Origin of the sequence: Nocardia blacklockiae (genome assembly GCF_015477355.1) — a bacterium.
GTDB classification, from domain to species: domain Bacteria; phylum Actinomycetota; class Actinomycetes; order Mycobacteriales; family Mycobacteriaceae; genus Nocardia; species Nocardia blacklockiae.
The window spans coordinates 733,723-751,958 of record NZ_JADLRJ010000001.1 but is presented as its reverse complement, the minus strand read 5'-3'; the positions used below and the strand labels follow the sequence as shown (position 1 = coordinate 751,958).

The following is an 18,236-nucleotide window of genomic DNA, read 5'->3' as shown; positions in this document are numbered from 1 at the left end:
AGTCCCGGTCTATCAACGCTACCGGGCGCGAACCGTTCTCGCTTTCCGACATGGTTTCGTCGTGATCACATCTCTGCTGCGGTCGGCGGCCGGAGGACCATGTTAGCCTCCCCTAACTGTTTCCGGTGACGGATGTCGCCGGACCGAGCCGAAAGGTGTGTTACTCGATGCTCCTTCCCACCGGTACCCGTTGTAGTGGCAACGTCGCACACACGGTTCGTGTTTCCCGAATTCGTCTTGCCACGGCTACCGTTTGCGCGGCCCTCGCCGTTACCGGTATCACAGCATGCGGGTCCGACACGTCCGACGATTCGGCGGCCGCGACCACCACCGCGGCCGCGAGCAGCGCGGCCGCCACCTCGGCCCACCAGCACGGCGACGCCGCGGCCCCCACTCCCGAGGCGCTGCAGGCGACCCTGGACGGCTTCGTGGATCCGGCGAAACCGACCGCCGACAAGGAGAAACTGGTCGTCGACGGGTCGAAGCGCACGGCCAACATCGACACCATGACCCAGGGCCTGGCCAACTACGGCAAGATCACCTTCGCGGTCTCCGACGTGAAGATCGAGGGCGAGAACGCGACCGCCCAGGTGGTCATCACCTCCCCGCACGGCCCCGCGCCCGCCATGCCGATGACCTGGCAGCACTCCGACGCGGGCTGGCAGCTCTCCGACGCCTCGGCCTGCCAGATCCTCGCCATGGGCAAGGCGCCCTGCCAGGCGTAGTCCCGCCCCGCGCGCAACGACTGTGGCCTTCGCTCCGGCGCCCGGAGCGAAGGCCACAGTCGTTGCGCGCCAAGGTGTCCCGCCCGGTCAGCCCTTGGAGGGGCGGCGCTGCGGGCGCGGCGGCGTGACGCCGTCGGCCAGGCGGCGCGCGCTGACCAGGAAGGCGGTGTGCCCCTGCATCCGGTGCTCCGGGCGCACGGCCAGGCCGACCACGTGCCAGGGGCGCACCAGCGACTCCCAGGACCGCGGCTCGGTCCAGCACTGCTGCTGCCGCAGCGCCTCCACGACCTCCGAGAGCTGGGTGACGGTCGCGACGTAGACGATCAGCACGCCGCCGGGGATGAGCGCCCGCGACACCGCGGGCAACGCGTCCCAGGGCTTGAGCATGTCCAGCACCACCCGGTCGACCTGCCCGCCGTCGTAGTCCGCGACGTCGCCGATCGTCAGATCCCAGTTAGCCGGTCGTTCGCCGAAGAACCGCTCCACATTGCGCACCGCGTGCTCGGCGTGGTCCTCGCGGATCTCGTAGGAGACCACCCTGCCCTCCGGCCCGACCGCGCGCAGCAGCGAACAGGTCAGCGCGCCCGAGCCGGCGCCGGCCTTGAGCACCCGGGCGCCGGGGAACATGTCGCCCTCGTGCACGATCTGCGCGGCGTCCTTCGGGTAGATCACCGCGGCGCCGCGCGGCATCGACAGCACGTAGTCCACCAGCAGCGGCCGCAGCGCCAGATAGGGTGTGCCGTTGGCGGATTGGACCACGCAGCCCTCGTCGGCGCCGATCAGCTCGTCGTGGCGGATCGGGCCCTTGTGGGTGTGGAACTCCTTGCCGGGTTCCAGCACCACGGTGTGCTGACGGCCCTTGGCGTCGGTCAGTTGCACCCGGTCACCGCTGGTGAATGGACCGGTCCGTCTGGCCGTCATGGATCTCCGTTCTTCGGTGTTTTTGTCGGTGCCCCCGGATAGCCTGCCAGGTATGACTGCGCCCCCGACCACGACCCCGGACCCGGCAACCCCGGTATCCCCCCGGCCGGCCCTGTCACCGTCGCGGGCAATGGATTTCAAACAATGTCCCCTGAAATACCGATTACGTGCGATCGATCGCATTCCGGAACCGCCGGCGCGGTATGCGGTGCGCGGCACGGTGGTGCACGCGGTGCTGCAATCGCTGTACGGGTTACCGAGCGGTGAACGTGTCCCGGCGCGGGCGGCGGCACTGGTCACACCCTCCTGGGAACGTTTGCTCGAAGATCGCCCGGAGGTCGGTGAGCTGGTCGCCGAGGGCGGCCCGGACGAGTTCCTCGGCGAGGTCGGCCGACTCGTCCAGGCCTATTACCGCCTGGAGGACCCGACGGCGTTCGACCCGGAGTCCTGCGAGTCGCTGATCGAGGTGGCCCTGGCCGACGGCTCCCCGCTGCGCGGATACGTCGACCGCATCGATGTGGCCCCCACGGGCCAGTTGCGGGTGGTGGACTACAAGACCGGCCGCTCCCCTGGCCCGCTGGGCGAGAACCGGGCACTGTTCCAGCTGAAGTTCTACGCGCTCATCGTGTTGCGCACGCGCGGCATCGTCCCCGCCCAGCTGCGCCTGATCTACCTGTCCGACGGCCAGATCCTCACCTACGCGCCCGACGAGGCGGAGCTGCTGCGCTTCGAGCGCATCCTGTCGGCGCTGTGGGCGGCGATCAGCGCGGCCGGGCGCACCGGGGAGTTCCCGCCGAACCGCAGCCGGCTGTGCGGCTACTGCGACTATCAGCCGCTGTGCCCGGCGTTCGGCGGCACCCCGCCGCCGTATCCCGGATGGCCCGGCGGCACACCGGAATTCGCGGGCGGGCCGCCGGGGTGACCGGTCGCGTCAGAACGCCCGGCAGGAGCGGATGTCGGTGGCGAGGATGGCCTTCGCGCCGAGTTCGGCGAGCTGGTCCATCAGGTCGTTGCCCTGGCTGCGCGGCACCAGGGCGCGCACGGCGACCCACTTCTCGTCGGCCAGCGGCGAGACGGTCGGCGACTCCAGGCCGGGCGTGATGCGCGCCGCCGCGTCGAGCAGTTCCTTGGGGCAGTCGTAGTCGAGCATGAGGTACTGCTGCGCGAACACCACGCCCTGCACCCGGGCGACGAGCTGGTTGCGGGCCTTGTCGCTGCGGTCGGAGCCGGCGGCCTCGATGAGCACGGCCTCGGAGTCGCACAGCGAGTCGCCGAAGGCCACCAGGTTGTGCTGGCGCAGGGTGCGGCCGGAGCCGACCACGTCGGCGATGGCGTCGGCGACCCCGAGCTGGATGGAGATCTCCACGGCGCCGTCGAGGCGGATCACCTCGGCCTCCACACCGTGGCGCCGCAGGTCGCGCAGGACGAGATTGGGATAGGAGGTGGCGATGCGCTTGTCGTGGAGGTCGCCGACCTTCCATTCGCGGCCGGCGGGCGCGGCGTAGCGAAAAGTGGAGCGGCCGAACCCGAGGCTCAGCCGCTCCTGCACCGGCGCACCCGAATCCAGCGCCAGGTCTCGTCCGGTAATACCCAGATCCAGCTCGCCCGAACCCACGTAGATGGCGATGTCCTTGGGGCGCAGGAAGAAGAACTCGACCTGGTTGGCGTTGTCGAGCACCGACAGGTCGCGGGAATCGGTGCGTTTGCGGTAGCCGGCCTCGGTGAGGATCTCGACGGCGGATTCGGAGAGGGCGCCTTTGTTGGGGACTGCGACGCGGAGCATGGGGGTGTCCTTTCGGGACTCGTGACGGAGGGTTCGCGCGTCCCGCCGGGCGTCCGGCGGGTTATCCGTCACAGATGTCGGTACACGTCCTCGAGTCGCAGCCCGCGGCCCACCATCAGCACCTGGACCCAGTACAGCAGCTGGGAGATCTCCTCGGCCAGCGCCTCGTCGCTCTCGTGCTCGGCCGCCAGCCAGACCTCGCCGGCCTCCTCCAGAACCTTCTTGCCCTGCGCATGCACGCCGGCGTCCAATGCCGCCACGGTTCCGGACCCCTCGGGGCGGTTGACCGCACGATCCTGCAGCTCGGCGAACAGGGCTTCGAAGTTCTTCACGAGGAGCCATTGTTTCAGATGCCCGCGTACGTTCCGCAATCGAGTGTCGGGCCGCCGCGCGGGCGGTCAGGCCGTGCCGGTGGGCCGGTCGATGCGGTAGACGTAGTGGCTGCCGTCGTCGATCGGGTTGTCCGGCGGGAGGTACCCGGCGCCGACGCGGCGCATCCCCGCCTTCTCCAAGGCGCGCCACGAGGCGCGGTTGGCGGCGCTCACGGGGACGATGAGGCAGGCGGCGTCCGGGTATTCCGCCCAGGTGCCCGCGATGACCGCGCCCAGCATGGCCGTGCCGAGCCCGCGGCCGATGCGCTCGGGGTCGCCCACGAGATAGTCGAGGGACGCGGCTCCCGCCGGGACCTCCACTACCGGCGTCAGCTCCGCCAGGTACTCGGGATAGTCGGCCAGCCGGCAGCGCTGGACCAGGCCGACCGGCTCGCCGCCGGTGGACACCAGCAGGTCCTCGGCGGGTTCCAGGCCGTGGGCGGCCGGGCCGAAATCGCGTGCCACCGCGTCGGCGGTGTACTCGTGGTTCCACCAGCGCCGCACGTGCGGTTGCGCGAGCCAGCGGGCGAGCAGCGGGAAATCCGCCGGGACGACCCGCCGCCACGTGAAAGCCGGTGCGCGAGTGCCGTTCACGTCCTTCACGCTAGCCCGCCGACGCGGCGGCCGACAGTCGTTTTCGCCGGTCCCGGGTCCGCGTGCGGCCTCGGCGCGCCGGAGGGGTGCGGGAATCCGGCGGAACTTGGGCGCGTCGCTTGCGCCCGGTTACCGTCGGTGGGTGCCGGGCGGACTGCCTTCGCCCGGCGGTCGATCGTCACACCGTCAGGGGGAACGTATGAACAGCACCGCCGTGGGGAATCACCCGCGCCCAGGCTCTTCCGGCCCGGACTCGCCCCGCCCGGCCTTGTCCGGCGCGGCCGCGGTCTCGGCCCGGCACAGTCCCGAACTCGCCGAGCTGCGCGCGGCGCACACCCGCCTCGCCGAGTCGCTGGACGAGCTGAAACGCCTGAGCAATGCCCGCCATACGGCCACCACCACGATGCTGCAGGCGGTGCTGGACCGATTGGCGTAGGCCGGGACCCACACGGTGGATCCCGGCCGCCCGGTCACCCGGCCGAGGTGAGCAGTTCCTCGATCTCGCGCACGGCGACGCGCAGCTGGTCGGCGAACTCGTGCATCTGCGCCGCAACGGATTTCGGGGTGGCCAGGTAGAGGTTCCAGCGGTCGGGCAGCAGGACGTAGGCCACGCCGATGCACTTCTGGCTCGTGCACCCGAAGCCGAAGTACTGGATGTTGGCCGACGGCGCGGAACTCGTGCTCAGGTAGTCGTCGCGGGTGATGATCCAGCCGGGGCTGTCGTAGAACGGCATCGGCTCGGTGGCGCCGAGCTGTTCGCCGCGGCGGCGCTGGATCAGTTGCAGCTCCCACAGGTGCTGTTCCGGCGCGGCGCCGCGCTGACAGTCCTTGGCGCGCTGCACGTGCGCCGCGGCCGCCGCCTGCAGCCGCGCCCGCTTGGTGTCGGCGTCGGCCTGCGGATCGTCCATGGCCGCAACGAATTCCAGCATCTGCGGGGTGACCACACGCATCGCCTCGGTGCGGCCGTTGCGGTACTGGCGGGTGGCGATGGACTCGTAGGTGGCGCCGGTGAGGCCTTTGCTGCGCCGGTGCGCGAGCTGATAGCTCAACTGCGCGAAGGCATCCGGCGACATCCCGAGTTCCTTCGCGCGGTTGGCGCCGAATTCGTCGAAGGACACGGTGAGCGTGGCGTTGTCGGCCGCGTACTGGGCGAACGACGCCGCCGCGGCGGAGATCTCGCCGCGCAGCGCGTCGTCGAGGACGAACTCGACCGGCTCCACCGCGGGCAGTCCCTGCGCCCGGGCGCCGGACCGCTCGGCGTGCTCCTCGACGGGCGTCTCGAGCAGCGCGTCGACGAACGAGAGGATGGTGGTGCCGTCCAGGCCGCAATGTTCCACGTTGATGCCCGCGCTGCCGTCGGCGAAGACGACGAACGACACCGCCTTGTCGAACCACCGGTTGCCGCTGTCGCCGTGCAGCAGCTGGTCGCACGCGTGCTGGACGTCGCGCGGCGCGAAATCCTCCAGGCACACGCAGAACAGCGCGGTCTCCACGGTCTCGAGTGCCGCCACATTGGCCGGCTCGGCTCGCAGCGCCGTGCGCACACCGGCCCACTCGGCGCGGGCCATCGTGGTGAGGTGGCCCACCGAGGTGTTGGTCGGCGCCCGGCGGGTGCCCGCCTTCATCACCGCGCACAGGCCGTCGGCGAGATCGTCCTGGCCGTACGGCGCGCCGCCCGGTGCGATCACGTCCATCCGGAACATGTTGCCGCGGTAGAAGACCACGATGTGCCGCGACTGCGAGGGGCCCGGCTCCTCGTCGCTGTAGGGCACCCGCACGCTGTCCTGCGGATCGCCCGGGATGCGGGTCTCGGCGAACAGGTACTTGTTCTGCGCCATCGACAGGTGCTGCCCGCGCTGGGTGACCGGCGGGATCGCCTCCGAGTCGAGCTGGACCTTGTAGTCCACGGCCGCGGTGATGATCGCCGCCGCGCGGTCGGCCTGCTGGTCGGAGGTCGACCGGGCCAGCGGGGTGTCGTCGCGGAACAGGAAGAAGAAGTTGGCGTTCAACGCGATCCGGTCGCGGCGGCCCAGGTAGCGCGCCGGCCAGAACTCGTCCAGCCAGCTCTGCACGCCCGGCTCGGCGTCGAACCGCTCGAGGTCGGCGTGCAGCACCCGGGCCGGGCCGTCCGGCCGCAGCAGGTCGGCGACGGCCTGTTCGGTCGCGGCGCGCTCGTCCTCGGTCAGCAGCGGCGCACTCCACTCCAGGAAGCGCGCGCAGCTGTCCTCCAGGGTGGGCAGCGGCACGCGGGGCAGCTGGTCGTCGAAGGCGAAGGTGCGGTCGGTCACGGGCGGTCCTCGTCTGTGGTCGGTCGGTCGTCGGGAATGCAGAGGTGCAACTGGGCGTGCAGCCACCCGTCCGCTTCCAGGCCGGTCGGATCGATGCCGTTGGCGGACAGGGTGTTCAGCACTTGGGTCTGCTCGGCCGGCGAGGCGAAGCGGCGCTGGCGGAAGGTGCCGGGTACCCGCTCGATCCGGTACCCGAGGTCTCCCAGCTGCTTGGCGATCGGCTCGAAGTCGAACATCCGCAGCACGAAGTGTGCCATCCAGGGCAGCCGCGTGCCGTGCGCACGGGCGACCCGGAGCAGGGTGCGCTCGGTGACGTAGCCGACGCAGCCGGTGGAGATCACCAGATCCGCGCCGGCCAGCACCCGGCGCTGCGGTTCGGTGGGGTCGCCGGCCTCGAGGTCGGCGTGCACGGTGTCGTGCAGGAAGCCCGCGGAGACCGCGTAGGACAGCGCCGGCGCCGCGGCGTCCATGCCGATGAAGCGGACCTCCGGCTGCCGGTCGACGGCGGCGAGCCGGGCCCGGTCGCGCGCGATCCGGGCGGCGGTGTCGCCGTCGCGGTAGTGCTCGGCCAGTTCGGCCACCGTGGTGTCCAGGCGCAGGAGCGCGGCGTTGACGCCGTAGGAGCACCCGATGTCGAGCACGGTGGGCGCGGCGCCGGTCGCGGCGCGATAGTCCGCGATGATCCGCTCGAAGTGCGGTTTCGCCAGTTCCGGAATGCAGTAGTCCAGATCGGCCATCCGGCGGTAGTAGGCGGATGGATCGGGGCGGTCGTAGATGTCGTCGAACGACGCTTTTCCGGTGCTGTCCAGCGAAACCGGCACGGGCGCTTCCTCTCAGTCGAGTAGTCGGTCGCCGCGGACCGCATTGCCGGCCGCGGCGAGATGATCCGGGAGCACCCGTCCGAACAGTTGCCGGGTGCGTTCGACGTTGCCGACGACGCCGGCCTGCTCGCTGTAGGCGAAGATCGCGGTGTGCCGCTGCGCGGTGCCCTCCACCGGCGACACCCGGTGCAGCGAGAACCGGCCCTGGAACAGTTGCAGGTCCCCGGGCCGCAGGCGTAGCCGGCGGATGAGATGGTCGCCGCCGCCGGTGAGGACGGCGCGCACGTCCTCGAGGTGCTCGGCCTCGGGCGAGCGGATGGCGGGGCAGTATTCGAAGACCCCGCCCGCCTCCGGGGCGCGGGTCAGCATCGAGACGGTGAAGGCGTTGGTGTCGAAGTGCCAGGGGTGCGACATGCCCGGCGCGACCACGTTCAGGCACAGGCCGGCCAGCGGGTCGGCGAATTCGTGCAGTTCCGGCAGGCCGAAGCAGTCGGCGACGAAGCGCTGGAACGCCGGGCTGGTGTAGAGCTGCTGGATCAGGGCCTCGGCCGGGATGAGATCGCGTGCGACGAAGGCGTTTCCGCGTTCCAGCACGATATTGCCCGGGTGGTCCGGCGGCAGGTCGGCGTCGAGGGGGATGTTGTAGGCGTTGACCTTCTCGACGGTGTAGTAGGCGTGCGGCGCCAGCGCGTCGCCCTCGGTGCGCAGGGTGTCCAGCAGCTCGGGGCGGATGAAGCCGCTCAGTACGCAGCAGCCGTCGGCCGCGAGATCGGCGCGGGCGCGGGCCACCACCTCGTCCCAGCCGGCGCTGCCGGGCGCCCCCAAGGGATACCGACCGGTATCGACCGTACGGTCGAGAGCCGACCGATCGGCTTGTCCCCCAGCCTGTTCGGAGCCGTCTCCGGCCACCCCGCGTCCATCGGCCCGCTCCCCGGTCGAAGTCATGCAGCCCATTCTGTACTGCCGCTCGAGAAAGCGCCCGGGATTCACCAAGATCACTGTCAAACCTCACATACACGCGAGTAACGGTGTGCGCCAGAGCTATTCCCGTGTACAGCCGCTGCCGCCCACACGCCCACCGCCGCGCACGCCGCCCCCGAGCCCCCGACCTGCGCACGCGAAACAGCCAGCGGCGAACGAGAATTCGGAATCGCCGACCGTGTGCATTCCGGTACCCACAACGCCCCCGCGCCAAACCCCTTTGGTGTCGGGTACCCGCGCGGCACGGTGCCCCGCGGGCCGAGCTTCGCGCCAGGGAAGTGCTTACCGCGGCAGCGAGCTTCGCTCCGAGGGAAGTGTCGTACCGCCGCGCCTAGCCGCGTGCCGCGTGTACCTCGCGGAGTTCGTCGACGGTGAGGCCAACCAGGGAGTCGCGGAAGGTCAGGTCGGGGCGGCGGGGGACCTCGATCTCGCAGGGGACGACCAGGACGGCGCAGCCCGCGGTGGCGGCGGAGTGTGAGCCGGTCGGCGAGTCCTCCACGGCCACACAGTGTTCCGGGGCGACGCCGAGCAGGTCGGCGGCCCGGCGGTAGGGGTCGGGGGCGGGTTTGCCGTGGGTGACCTCGTCGCCGCACACGGTCACGTCGAAATAATCGCGGCCGAGGGTGTCCAGGCACAGCTCGGTGAGGGCGCGGGTGGTGTTGGTGACCAGACCGCAGCGCAGGCCGGCGGCGCGGACGGCGGCCAGCGCGTCCTCGGCGCCGGGCCGCCACGGCACCGGGCCGGACATCAGTTCGGTCACCCGCCGGTGCAGCCGGTCCCCCGCCGCGGCCAGCGCGGCCGGGTCCGGCTCGAGGCCCAGGCCGGCGAAGATGATGCGCAGCGCGTCGTCGGAGGCCGCGCCGATCAGGGCGTGGCGGGTCGCGTCGGTCATCGGGCCGCCGAGTTCCAGCGACAGCTCCCGCACGCCGATGTCCCAGAGCTTCTCCGAATCCAGCAGGGTCCCGTCCATATCCCAGAGGACGGCGGCGAGTGCCGGCACGAGCTATCGGCTCCATTCAGTGATCGGTGGCGTGCCACGCGCAAAGGTGCCTCGGACGCGGTGTGGTCCGGCGGGTTCGCGGTGGCGGGCGGCGCCAGTCTAGTTGATCTCCGGCAAACCTCCGGAGGTCGGTGGCTCAGCCGCGCTGGGAGTCGACGATCAGCGCCCGGCCGCCCTCGTTGGTCACGCGGAACCACCGCTGCTCGGATTCCTGCCGCCCGTTGCGGTAGTAGTAGGTGACCGTGGCGGACGCGCGGTCGCCGTTCTGCACCACATTCGACACGCTCACGCCGCTGAACTGGCTCCAGAACCGGACGTAGGAGTCGTATCCGCCGGTCTGCGCCTGATACGACGGCGACAGCAGCGACCAGGCGCCGCTGGTGTTGCCCGGCAGCATCCCGTAGTAGTTCGAGACGAACGCGCTGGCGCTGACCGGTTGCGGCGGGGCCGTCGTGGTGGTCGGCGGGACCGTGGTGGTGCTGCGCGGAGCCGACGAGGTCGCGCTCGGCGTGCTCGACGGCGCGGCGGTGGAACTCGGCGGCGGCGCGCTGCTCGAGGTGGCCGGGGCGCGGGGCGGCTGCGCGTCCTCCCCCGGCGGGATCGCCGCCGCCGACGGGGCCGGGGCCGCGGCCTGCGACGACCCGCCGTCGGCCACGGTGCCACCGCCGTTGTCGTTGCCGCGCAGCGCGAACACCACGCCCACGAGCACGACCAGCACCACACCGGCCGCGGCGGCCAGGCCCAGCACGCGCCGGTTCCCCAACGCCGCCGCGAGCGGCTTGGATTGTGCCGCAGGGGAATTCGCGGGCAGCGTGCCGGGCGTCGGCGCGGCGCCCGCGGCCAGGTGCACGGTCGGGTCGTTCGCGGCGGCCGTCCCCGCGAGCACGGTCGTCGCGGCGGCGTCCGCGGTCGCGGCGGCGTCCAAGGGCGCGCCGGGCTTCGGCAGGATCTTGGTCGGCGTCTTCGGCGGGGGCGCCGCGCGTCCGTCGGCCACCGCCGCCAGCGCGGTCTGGGCCTCGCGCATGGTGGGCCGGTTGCCCGCGTCGGCGGCCAGCAGCTCCATCAGGACCGGGCCCAGCGCGCCGGCCCGCTGCGGCGGCGGGACCTGCGCGCGGGCCACCGAGTGCAGCACCGCGAGGGGGTTCTCCCCTTCGCCGAACGGCGGCGTGCCCTCGACCGCCGCGTACAGCGTGGAACCCAGCGCGAACACGTCCGACGCCGGTTCGGGGTTCTCCCCGCGCGCCACCTCGGGCGAGAGGTAGGCGGGGGTCCCGGCGAGGAAACCGGTCGAGGTCACGGTGACGTCGCCGACGGCCCGGGAGATGCCGAAGTCGGTGATCTTCGCGGTGCCGTTGTCGGCGACCAGGATGTTGGCGGGCTTCACGTCGCGGTGCACGATGCCCGCGTCGTGGGCCACCGCCAGCGCCGCGGCCACCTTCGCGCCGATCCGCGCCACCTGCTGCGGATCCAGCGGACCCCGCTCCCGCATCACCGCCGCCAGGCTCTGGGCGTCGACGAACTCCATGACCAGCCACGGCTGGCCGTCCTCCTCGGCGACGTCGAACACCGTGACCGCGTTCTGGTGGTGCAGCCGCGCCGCGATCCGGCCCTCCCGCATGGCCCGCAGCTTCGCCTCGAGCGCCTGGGAGCGTGTCAGACCGGGAGCCAGCAGCAACTGCTTCACCGCGACCGTGCGGCGCAGCCGCACATCGGTGGCCCGCCAGACGACCCCCATCGCCCCCGTCCCGATGGGATCACCGAGCCGGTAGCGTCCCGCGATCAGCCGGTCTGACGTCATGTTGTTGTACCCCTTACACACTCACGCAGTGTCCGTACACGCCACGAGCGGATGCCCTGCGTGGGGACGCTCCGCCGTCGCCTCCGGACCTGACCGCTCGTGTCGGGCCACCTGCCACATTGCGCGTGAAACCCGGAAACCTCGAAAAGTCTACGCGTTGAAATACTTTGCTTCCGGATGCAACAGGACGAACGCGTCCGTCGACTGCTCCGGATGGAGCTGCAACTCCTCCGACAATGTCACACCGATGCGCTCGGATTCCAACAGCGACACCAGCTTCGCGCGATCCTCCAGGTCGGGGCAGGCGCCGTAGCCGAAGGAGTAGCGGGCGCCGCGGTAGCCGAGCTTGAAGTAGTCCTGCACGTCGGCCGGGTCCTCCTCGGACACCGAATGTCCTTCCAGCACAAGCTCTTCGCGGACCCGGCGGTGCCAGTACTCGGCCAGCGCCTCGGTCAGCTGCACGCCGATGCCGTGCACCTCGAGATAGTCGCGGTAGTTGTCCTGCGCGAACAGCTCGTTGGCGAAATCGGCGATGGGCTGGCCCATGGTGACCAACTGGAACGGCAGCACGTCCACCTGACCTGTTTGCGCCGCCAATTCGCGGGAGCGCACGAAATCGGCTATGCACAGGAAACGGTCGCGTTGCTGGCGCGGGAAGGTGAACCGGTACCGCTCGGGCGCGCCCGGGTCGGGCTGCTCGAGCACGATCACGTCGTCGCCCTCGGAGACGGCGGGGAAGTACCCGTAGACGACCGCGGCGTGCTGCAGCACGCCCTCGGCGGTGAGCCGGTCCAGCCAGTACCGCAGCCGGGGACGGCCGTCGGACTCCACCAGTTCCTCGTAGCTGGGGCCGTCGCCGCCGCGCTGCCCGCGCAGCCCCCACTGCCCCAGGAACAGCGCGCGTTCGTCGAGCAGGCCCGAATACTCGGCCACCGCAAGGCCTTTCACCACGCGGGTGCCCCAGAACGGCGGCACCGCGACCGGCAGGTCGGCCGCCACGTCGGAGCGCGCCGGCACCTCGACCGGGGTCTCCTTGGCCCGGCGCTCGGCGGCGATGCGCTGGGACCGCTCGTGGCGGGCCTTGCGCTCGGCGGCCTTCTCCCGTTCCGCCGCGGCCGCCGGGCTGTCGTCCTCGACGCCGCCGCCGCGCTTGCGGGTCATGATGTCGTCCATCAGGCGCAGGCCCTCGAACGCGTCGCGCGCGTAGTGGACGTCGCCCTCGTACACGTCGGTCAGGTCGTTCTCGACATATGACCTGGTCAGCGCCGCGCCGCCGAGGAGTACCGGGAACTGGTCGGCCATCCCCCGGGTGTTCAGCTCCTCGAGGTTCTCCTTCATCACCACCGTGGACTTCACCAGCAGGCCCGACATGCCGATGACGTCGGCCTTCTTGTCCACGGCGGCGTCGAGAATGGTCGCGATCGGCTGCTTGATGCCGAGGTTCACCACCTCGTAGCCGTTGTTGGACAGGATGATGTCGACCAGGTTCTTGCCGATGTCGTGCACGTCGCCCTTCACCGTGGCCAGCACGATGCGGCCCTTGCCCGAATCGTCGGTGGCCTCCATGTGCGGTTCCAGGTACGCGACGGCCGCCTTCATGACCTCGGCGGACTGCAGCACGAACGGCAGCTGCATCTGGCCCGACCCGAACAGCTCGCCGACGGTCTTCATGCCCGACAGCAGCGTCTCGTTGATGATCTTCAGCGGCGGCACCTCGGCCATCGCCGCGTCCAGGTCGGCCTCCATGCCGGCCTTCTCGCCGTCGACGATGCGCCGTTCCAGCCGCTCGAACAGCGGCAGCGCCGCCAGCTCCTCGGCCCGCGAGGCCTTGGACGAGGCCGTCGACACGCCCTCGAACAGCGCCATCAGCTTCTGCAGCGGGTCGTAGTCCGGGTCGCGGCGGTCGTAGATCAGATCGAGGGCCACCTGACGCTGTTCCTCGGGGATGCGCGCGATGGGCAGGATCTTGGAGGCGTGCACGATCGCCGAATCCAGGCCGGCCTGCACGCATTCGTGCATGAACACCGAGTTCAGCACCTGCCGCGCGGCCGGGTTCAGGCCGAAGGAGATGTTCGACAGGCCCAGGGTGGTCTGCACCTCGGGGTGGCGGCGCTTGAGTTCGCGGATGCCCTCGATGGTCTCGACGCCGTCGCGGCGGGACTCCTCCTGCCCGGTGCCCAGGGTGAAGGTGAGCGTATCGATGATGATGTCGCTCTCGTCCAGGCCCCAGTTGCCGGTGATGTCGGCGATCAGCCGCTCGGCGATCTCGACCTTCTTCGCGGCCGTGCGGGCCTGGCCCTCCTCGTCGATGGTCAGCGCCACGACCGCGGCGCCGTGCTCGGCGACCAGCCGCATGGTCTGCTGGAATCGCGACTCCGGGCCGGCGCCGTCCTCGTAGTTCACCGAGTTCACCGCGCAGCGGCCGCCGAGATGTTCCAGACCGGCGCGCAGCACCGGAGTCTCGGTGGAGTCCAGCATGATCGGCAGGGTGGACGCCGTCGCCAGCCGGCTCGCCAGCTCCGACATGTCGGCGGTGCCGTCGCGGCCCACGTAGTCCACGCACAGGTCCAGCATGTGGGCGCCGTCGCGGGTCTGGTCCTTGGCGATGTCGAGGCACTTCTGCCAATCGCCCGCGAGCATCGCCTCGCGGAAGGCCTTGGAGCCGTTGGCATTCGTGCGCTCGCCGATCATCAGCACCGACGCGTCCTGCTCGAACGGCACCGCCGTGTACATCGAGGACACGCTCGGCTCGTGCCGCGGCGCGCGCGGCGCGGGCGACACCTCCGCCACCGCCGCGGCGACCTGGCGGATGTGCTCGGGCGTGGTGCCGCAGCAGCCGCCCACCAGCGCGAGCCCGAACTCGGTGACGAAGCCGTGCAGCGCGGCCGCCAATTCCTCAGGGGTGAGCGGGTATTCGGCGCCGTGCGCGCCCAGCACGGGCAGGCCGGCGTTCGGCATCACCGAGACCGGCAGCCGCGCGTGCTTGGACAGGTGGCGCAGGTGCTCGCTCATCTCGTCCGGGCCGGTGGCGCAATTGAGACCGATCATGTCCACGCCCAGCGGCTCGATGGCGGTGAGCGCCGCGCCGATCTCGCTGCCGACGAGCATGGTGCCGGTGGTCTCGACCGTGACGTGCGTGATGATCGGGATGCGGCGCCCGGCCCGCTCCATCGCGCGCCGGCTGCCCGTGACCGCCGCCTTCACCTGCAGCAGGTCCTGGCAGGTCTCGATGAGGACCGCGTCGGCGCCGCCGTCGAGCATGCCCAGCGCGGCCTCGGTGTAGGCGTCGCGCAGCGCCGCGTAGGGAGCGTGGCCGAGCGTGGGTAGCTTGGTGCCCGGGCCCATCGAACCCAGCACGTAGCGCGGGGTGCCGTCGGCGGCGGGGCCCATCTCGTCGGCGACCTCGCGGGCCAGCCGGGTGCCGCGCTCGGACAGGTCGCGGATGCGGTCGGCGATGTCGTAGTCGGCGAGGTTGGGCAGATTGCAGCCGAACGTGTTGGTCTCCACCGCGTCGGCTCCGGCCTCGAAGTACGCGCGGTGGATCTCGCGCAGCACGTCGGGGCGGGTTTCGTTGAGGATCTCGTTGCAGCCCTCCAGCCCCCGGAAATCGTCCAGCGACAGGTCCGCTGCCTGCAGCATGGTGCCCATCGCACCGTCGCCGACCACGACACGGCGGGCCAGCGTGTCGAGCAGGGTGGTATCGAACTCGGCGCGTGAGGACAGAGACATGTATCCAAGGGTAGTGGGACGCCCCGACAGTACTGATCACGGAGCCTGCCCCCGACCTGCCCGAGTGCTCCGCACCACAGCTGCCCCTATGTACCCGTTCGGCTTCCGCGGGCGCGCGCCGCGCGGCTCCGGTCCCGGTCCGGCGGGTTCGGCCGACACGCGCGTCGGCACATATGCCGTGAAGGGTAGGGCCTGGACGCCGTAGGCTGACCGGGTGAACCCCAGTGCATCACCCGATCCGGAACTGCCGACGCTGCGCGATCCGGTGCTCGTGGCCGCCTTCGAGGGCTGGAACGACGCGGCCGACGCCGCCAGCGGCGCCGTCGAACATCTGGAACTGATCTGGGACGCCGAACCACTGGCCGAACTCGACTCCGAGGACTACTACGACTACCAGGTGAACCGGCCGACCGTCCGCCAGGTCGACGGCGTCACGCGCGAGATCCAGTGGCCGTCGACCACCCTGTCGGTGTGCTCGCCGCCCGGCAGCGCCCGCGACATCGTGCTGCTGCACGGCATCGAGCCCAACATGCGCTGGCGCAGCTTCTGCCACGACATCCTGGAACTGACCGAGCAGCTGAAGGTCTCCACGGTCGTGATCCTCGGCGCGCTGCTCGCCGACACCCCGCACACCCGCCCCGTCCCGGTCACCGGCACCGCCTACAGCAAGGAGGCGGCCGAGCGGTTCAATCTGGAGCAGACCCGCTACGAAGGCCCGACCGGCATCACCGGCGTGCTCCAGGACGCCTGCGTGCGCGCCGGCGTCCCGGCGGTCTCGTTCTGGGCCGCGGTGCCGCACTACGTGTCCCAGCCGCCGAACCCGAAGGCCACCATCGCGCTGCTGCGCCGAGTGGAGGACGTCCTCGACATCGAGGTCCCGCTGGGCGAGCTGCCGGCCCAGGCCGAGGACTGGGAGTCCGCGGTCGACGAGATGACCGCCGGGGACGAGGAGGTCAGCGAGTACGTCCGGTCGCTGGAGGAGCGCGGCGACGCGGCGATCGATCTGAACGAGGCGATGGCCAAGATCGACGGCGACGCCATCGCCGCGGAGTTCGAGAAGTATCTGCGCCGCCGCGGACCGGGCGGCTTCAGCCTCTGACGCCACCGCCCGAACGGCCCGTCTCCCAACCGGATTCGGCGAGGGTGGTGGCCGCGCGGGCGGTGGCCGCGGTCAGGCAGGTCCGGGGGCGGCCACCGGCGCGGGCCTCAGCACTCCATGGTCCACACCCGCGCCTCCGCGTCCTGAGCCAGCTTCGCGATCAGCATCTCGCGCGGAATCGTCTGGCCGGCAAAGTGATCGAGTGACGGCACCACCACGTGGTGGGCGTCGGCACGCTTGAGTTCGGCCGTCAGCTCCGCGAACGCGGCGCCGTCACCCTGGGTCGATTCATGGAACGTGGCGGCGAAGCAGAGCCCCTGGTTGGCGGCGAGGACGCACATGGCGTCCTCGAGCTCGTCGCTGTGGCCGTCGGCCAGATCGTCACGCACGTATCCATAGATCAACGCTTGCACCCGAACCTCCGTGTGGATGTGGACAGGGACTCGCTGTTCTCTTGTCGGTACCGCGTACATCGGTGGTGCTGATGCCGTACCGACCGGTACGGCACCGGGCCGGCAAACCGCCCACTTCGAGCATGCGCCCTTCGCGAATGCAAGTGCAGATGTCAATCCGCTGACATCCGCATGCCCTATCCGGGCCATCTCGCGTTAACTGGTGGGATACTACATACGTGGCCGCTGGTGACGATCGACCCGTCTGGGCTGTCAGGATGCGTTCCGAACGCGATGCCAGGGGGTGGTCACAGGCCGAAGCCGTCCGCGCCATGCGCGCCAAATCGTCACACAACCTGCCGACGGACAGTACCCTGCTGCGGAATTGGCGCCGCTGGGAGTCGGGCGAGTCGCGGCCGGACGACTTCTACGCCCCGATCATCGCCGCCGCCTTCGACACCGTCACCGCGGCGTTCTTTCCGAAGGCCCGCCCGAATCGGGACGACGAACTGCTGTCGTCAACGGGGATGGACACTTTGGAGTTCATCGGGCGGCTGCGGATGTCCGACGTCTCCTCGGCCACCCTGGACGCCATACGCATCACCGCCGAGCGGCTGTGCAGCGAATACCCGTGCACCGACCCCCATGAACTGCACGCCGAGGGCACCGCGTGGCTGCGCCGCATCACCTCGCTGCTCGACGGCCGCCTCACCCTCGCCCAGCATCGCGAGGTGCTGGTGCTCGCGGGCTGGGTGGCGCTGCTGGTCGGCTGCGTCGACTACGACCTGGGCTGGCGCACCGCCGCCGAGGCCACCCGGCGCGCGGCGGTGTCGCTGGGCCAGGAGGCCGAGCATGCCGAAATCATCGGCTGGGGAGCGGAAATGGCCGCGTGGTTCGCGCTGACCCAGGGCAACTACCGCGGCGCGATCGAGGCCGCCGACGCCGCTCTGGCAACCACGCAGCGTCTCGGCGTCGGCGTGCAACTGGCCGCGCAGCAGGCGAAGGCGTACGCCCGGCTGGGCGACCGCGGGCGGATGGAGTCGGCGCTGAAACAGGGTCGAGCGATCCTGGAGCAACTGGACCATCCGGCGAATCTGGACAATCACTTCGTCGTCGATCCGCAGAAATTCGACTTCTACGCCATGGATTGCTGCCGGGTCGCCGGGGACGACGTACTCGCGGAAAAGTATGCGCGGCAGGTCATCCGGAACTCGACCGGCCCCGACGGCGCGCTGCGCAAACCGATGCGGTTGTCGGAGGCGCAGCTGACCCTCGCGGTGGTGGCGGTGCGCGGGCGTGATCTGGAGCTGGCCGTCGACGAGGGCCTGCGCGCCTTCGCCGGGCGGCGGCGCTCGCTGCCGTCGCTGCTGTGGATCGCGGGCGAGGCGGCGCGGGAGATGATCGAGCGCTTCCCCGGCGACCCGCGCACGCACATGTACCTGGACCAATTGCGGTCGCTGGCGAACTGAGCGCGCGGTCGGCGGCGTGGCGGCGCGCCGAGGCCGGGCACGGCGTCATCGTGTCGGTGGGCGGTACTACTCTCATGCCGGTGACCGAGTCCGCTGAAGGATTGCTGCCCGACGCCGCCGCCGCGTCCCGGGGCGCCCCGGCGGCTACCCGCGCGCCGGACGCCGCCCTGTTCGACGGCGCCACCGTGGAGCGGGGCCGGGTCGTGTTCGCGCCATTGGGCCTCGACGGCGCCGCGGAGCCCGTGCCGCTCGAGGGCTCCGCGAT

Annotated in this window: 16 protein-coding genes; 5 read left to right on the top strand and 11 right to left on the bottom strand. The window is 70.9% G+C overall.

What is annotated here, in order from left to right:
• Window positions 1-167: 167 nt before the first annotated feature.
• A complete protein-coding gene (locus IU476_RS03305; RefSeq protein ID WP_228822978.1) occupies window positions 168-725 on the top strand; it encodes a WKL family lipoprotein in 558 nt (185 codons plus the stop codon).
• Between the two features lie 87 nt (window positions 726-812).
• Here IU476_RS03305 and IU476_RS03300 read toward each other — a convergent pair whose 3' ends face one another.
• Complete coding sequence (locus tag IU476_RS03300; RefSeq protein WP_195096300.1) at window positions 813-1,646, bottom strand: tRNA (adenine-N1)-methyltransferase; 834 nt, start codon at window positions 1,644-1,646, stop codon at window positions 813-815.
• 52 nt (window positions 1,647-1,698) lie between these two features.
• Here IU476_RS03300 and IU476_RS03295 point away from each other — a divergent pair, with 52 nt between their 5' ends.
• Window positions 1,699-2,568: a RecB family exonuclease gene (locus tag IU476_RS03295; protein ID WP_195096298.1), complete on the top strand. Its 870-nt coding sequence runs from the start codon at window positions 1,699-1,701 to the stop codon at window positions 2,566-2,568.
• 9 nt (window positions 2,569-2,577) lie between these two features.
• On the opposite strand, the gene hisG is transcribed toward IU476_RS03295, so the two are convergent.
• The 3 genes from hisG to IU476_RS03280 form a co-directional block, all read right to left on the bottom strand.
• Window positions 2,578-3,429 (bottom strand): ATP phosphoribosyltransferase, encoded by an 852-nt coding sequence (hisG, locus tag IU476_RS03290; protein WP_195096296.1) that lies wholly within the window; start codon window positions 3,427-3,429, stop codon window positions 2,578-2,580.
• 68 nt (window positions 3,430-3,497) lie between these two features.
• A complete protein-coding gene (locus IU476_RS03285; protein ID WP_195097403.1) occupies window positions 3,498-3,779 on the bottom strand; it encodes a phosphoribosyl-ATP diphosphatase in 282 nt (93 codons plus the stop codon).
• Window positions 3,780-3,827: 48 nt separating this feature from the next.
• Entirely contained in the window at window positions 3,828-4,394 is a 567-nt protein-coding gene (locus IU476_RS03280) for a GNAT family N-acetyltransferase (protein ID WP_195096294.1), read from the bottom strand.
• A gap of 199 nt (window positions 4,395-4,593) precedes the next feature.
• Between IU476_RS03280 and IU476_RS03275 the strand changes: the two genes are divergently transcribed.
• The gene (locus tag IU476_RS03275; protein ID WP_195096292.1) at window positions 4,594-4,830 is read left to right on the top strand and encodes a hypothetical protein; all 237 of its coding nucleotides are present in this window, start codon (window positions 4,594-4,596) and stop codon (window positions 4,828-4,830) included.
• A gap of 34 nt (window positions 4,831-4,864) precedes the next feature.
• Here the strand turns inward: IU476_RS03275 and IU476_RS03270 are convergent, their stop codons facing one another.
• The 6 genes from IU476_RS03270 to metH all read right to left on the bottom strand — a co-directional run bounded on the left by IU476_RS03270 (window position 4,865) and on the right by metH (window position 15,011).
• Window positions 4,865-6,682: a choline/carnitine O-acyltransferase gene (locus tag IU476_RS03270; protein ID WP_195096289.1), complete on the bottom strand. Its 1,818-nt coding sequence runs from the start codon at window positions 6,680-6,682 to the stop codon at window positions 4,865-4,867.
• Entirely contained in the window at window positions 6,679-7,503 is an 825-nt protein-coding gene (locus IU476_RS03265; protein WP_195096288.1) for a class I SAM-dependent methyltransferase, read from the bottom strand. The genes IU476_RS03270 and IU476_RS03265 overlap by 4 nt, the downstream gene beginning before the upstream one ends.
• Window positions 7,504-7,515: 12 nt before the next feature.
• Window positions 7,516-8,448 carry a HalD/BesD family halogenase gene (locus IU476_RS03260; protein ID WP_228822977.1) on the bottom strand — a complete coding sequence of 311 codons (933 nt, stop codon included), beginning with the start codon at window positions 8,446-8,448 and terminating at the stop codon, window positions 7,516-7,518.
• Window positions 8,449-8,815: 367 nt separating this feature from the next.
• Window positions 8,816-9,484, bottom strand: a complete 669-nt coding sequence (locus IU476_RS03255; protein WP_324193838.1) for an HAD family hydrolase — start codon at window positions 9,482-9,484, stop codon at window positions 8,816-8,818.
• A gap of 136 nt (window positions 9,485-9,620) precedes the next feature.
• Window positions 9,621-11,282, bottom strand: coding sequence for a serine/threonine-protein kinase (locus tag IU476_RS03250; RefSeq protein ID WP_195096287.1), 1,662 nt, complete (start codon window positions 11,280-11,282; stop codon window positions 9,621-9,623).
• Between the two features lie 150 nt (window positions 11,283-11,432).
• Window positions 11,433-15,011, bottom strand: a complete 3,579-nt coding sequence (metH, locus tag IU476_RS03245; protein WP_195096286.1) for a methionine synthase — start codon at window positions 15,009-15,011, stop codon at window positions 11,433-11,435.
• 214 nt (window positions 15,012-15,225) lie between these two features.
• Here metH and IU476_RS03240 point away from each other — a divergent pair, with 214 nt between their 5' ends.
• The gene (locus IU476_RS03240) at window positions 15,226-16,110 is read left to right on the top strand and encodes a PAC2 family protein (protein WP_195096283.1); all 885 of its coding nucleotides are present in this window, start codon (window positions 15,226-15,228) and stop codon (window positions 16,108-16,110) included.
• Window positions 16,111-16,217: 107 nt separating this feature from the next.
• Here IU476_RS03240 and IU476_RS03235 read toward each other — a convergent pair whose 3' ends face one another.
• A complete protein-coding gene (locus IU476_RS03235; RefSeq protein WP_195096281.1) occupies window positions 16,218-16,523 on the bottom strand; it encodes a hypothetical protein in 306 nt (101 codons plus the stop codon).
• Between the two features lie 257 nt (window positions 16,524-16,780).
• Here IU476_RS03235 and IU476_RS03230 point away from each other — a divergent pair, with 257 nt between their 5' ends.
• Window positions 16,781-17,971, top strand: coding sequence for a helix-turn-helix domain-containing protein (locus IU476_RS03230; RefSeq protein ID WP_228822975.1), 1,191 nt, complete (start codon window positions 16,781-16,783; stop codon window positions 17,969-17,971).
• The last annotated feature ends 265 nt before the right edge of the window (window positions 17,972-18,236 follow it).